At 61.6% G+C, this 1026-nt stretch carries 1 pseudogene; it reads left to right on the plus strand.

The window, feature by feature from the left end:
- Positions 1–30: 30 nt before the first annotated feature.
- Positions 31–1026: pseudogene (locus tag AB0I77_RS53995) on the plus strand (hypothetical protein); the annotation flags it as partial.

A 1026-nucleotide genomic window follows, 5' to 3' on the forward strand; every position in this document is an offset into this window, starting at 1 on the left:
GTGAGGGTTAATGGTACCGGTATAAGTAGCGTGACCTTCCGCGTCTACTTGCGCGGCGATGGTGGCGGCCCCTCTTGGGGCTCTCAATTCTCCAGTTCCGGCGATCAATTTTATGTCGGCGTTTCGCTGGATCCCATTGCCGACTTTTCGATCACCAAGACCAACACGCCGGCAGCGGGGCAGAATGATCAGGCCAACGACACGTTGCTGCCCGGGCAGAACACGACTTATCAACTGGTCGTCACCAACAACGGCCCTGATCCGGTGGTCGGTGCGATCGTCACCGATACACCCGGTGCCAATTTGAACTGCCCGGCCGGCAATGCAGTCACGATCACCGGTAATGGCGTCCCAGCGGGCAGCTTCACCGTCGCCAACTTGACCGGCGCAGGCATCGCGCTGGGCAATTTGAACAGCACCCAGTCCGTAACGTTGACTTTCACCTGTACGGTACTGGCGGACGCAATCGGCAACGTGGTCAATGATTCGAGAGTCGCGGCGCCACTTGGGGTCACCGAGCCGAACTCGAACAACAACACCGCCAACGATACCGACCAGTTGCCGCCGCGGGTGACCCTGGCCAAGACCACCACTAATGGAGCCGGCGCCAATACCTTCGGTTTCACCTTGGCTGGCGTGACCAACGCAGCCGATTCCATTTCGGTCACCGGCGCGGCGACGGTCACCTCTGTCACGGCGCATGTCGGAACAGCGGGTACTGCGGTCACCATTCAGGAGTCAAGCGTGCCGGCGGGCTGGCCGGCCAATCCGACGCAAGTGGTATGCACGGATGCGAGCTCGACAACGCCAAACGCCAACATCGCGACGCTGTCGGGCAATACTGCGACCATTCCAGCCGCTGCCGTGGTGGCGGGCGCCAACATCACCTGCAGATTCACCAACACGCTTCCGACCACATTGAGGGTGATCAAGGTTTCGAACGGTGGCACCGACACGTTCGCTTTCTCGGGTACCAACGGCATCGCCGCGCACAACATCGCGACCACGGCGGCGGGCGCGCCCGGC

The sequence above is a fragment of the Streptomyces sp. NPDC050619 genome (assembly GCF_040654815.1).
Taxonomy (GTDB): Bacteria; Actinomycetota; Actinomycetes; order Streptomycetales; family Streptomycetaceae; genus Streptomyces.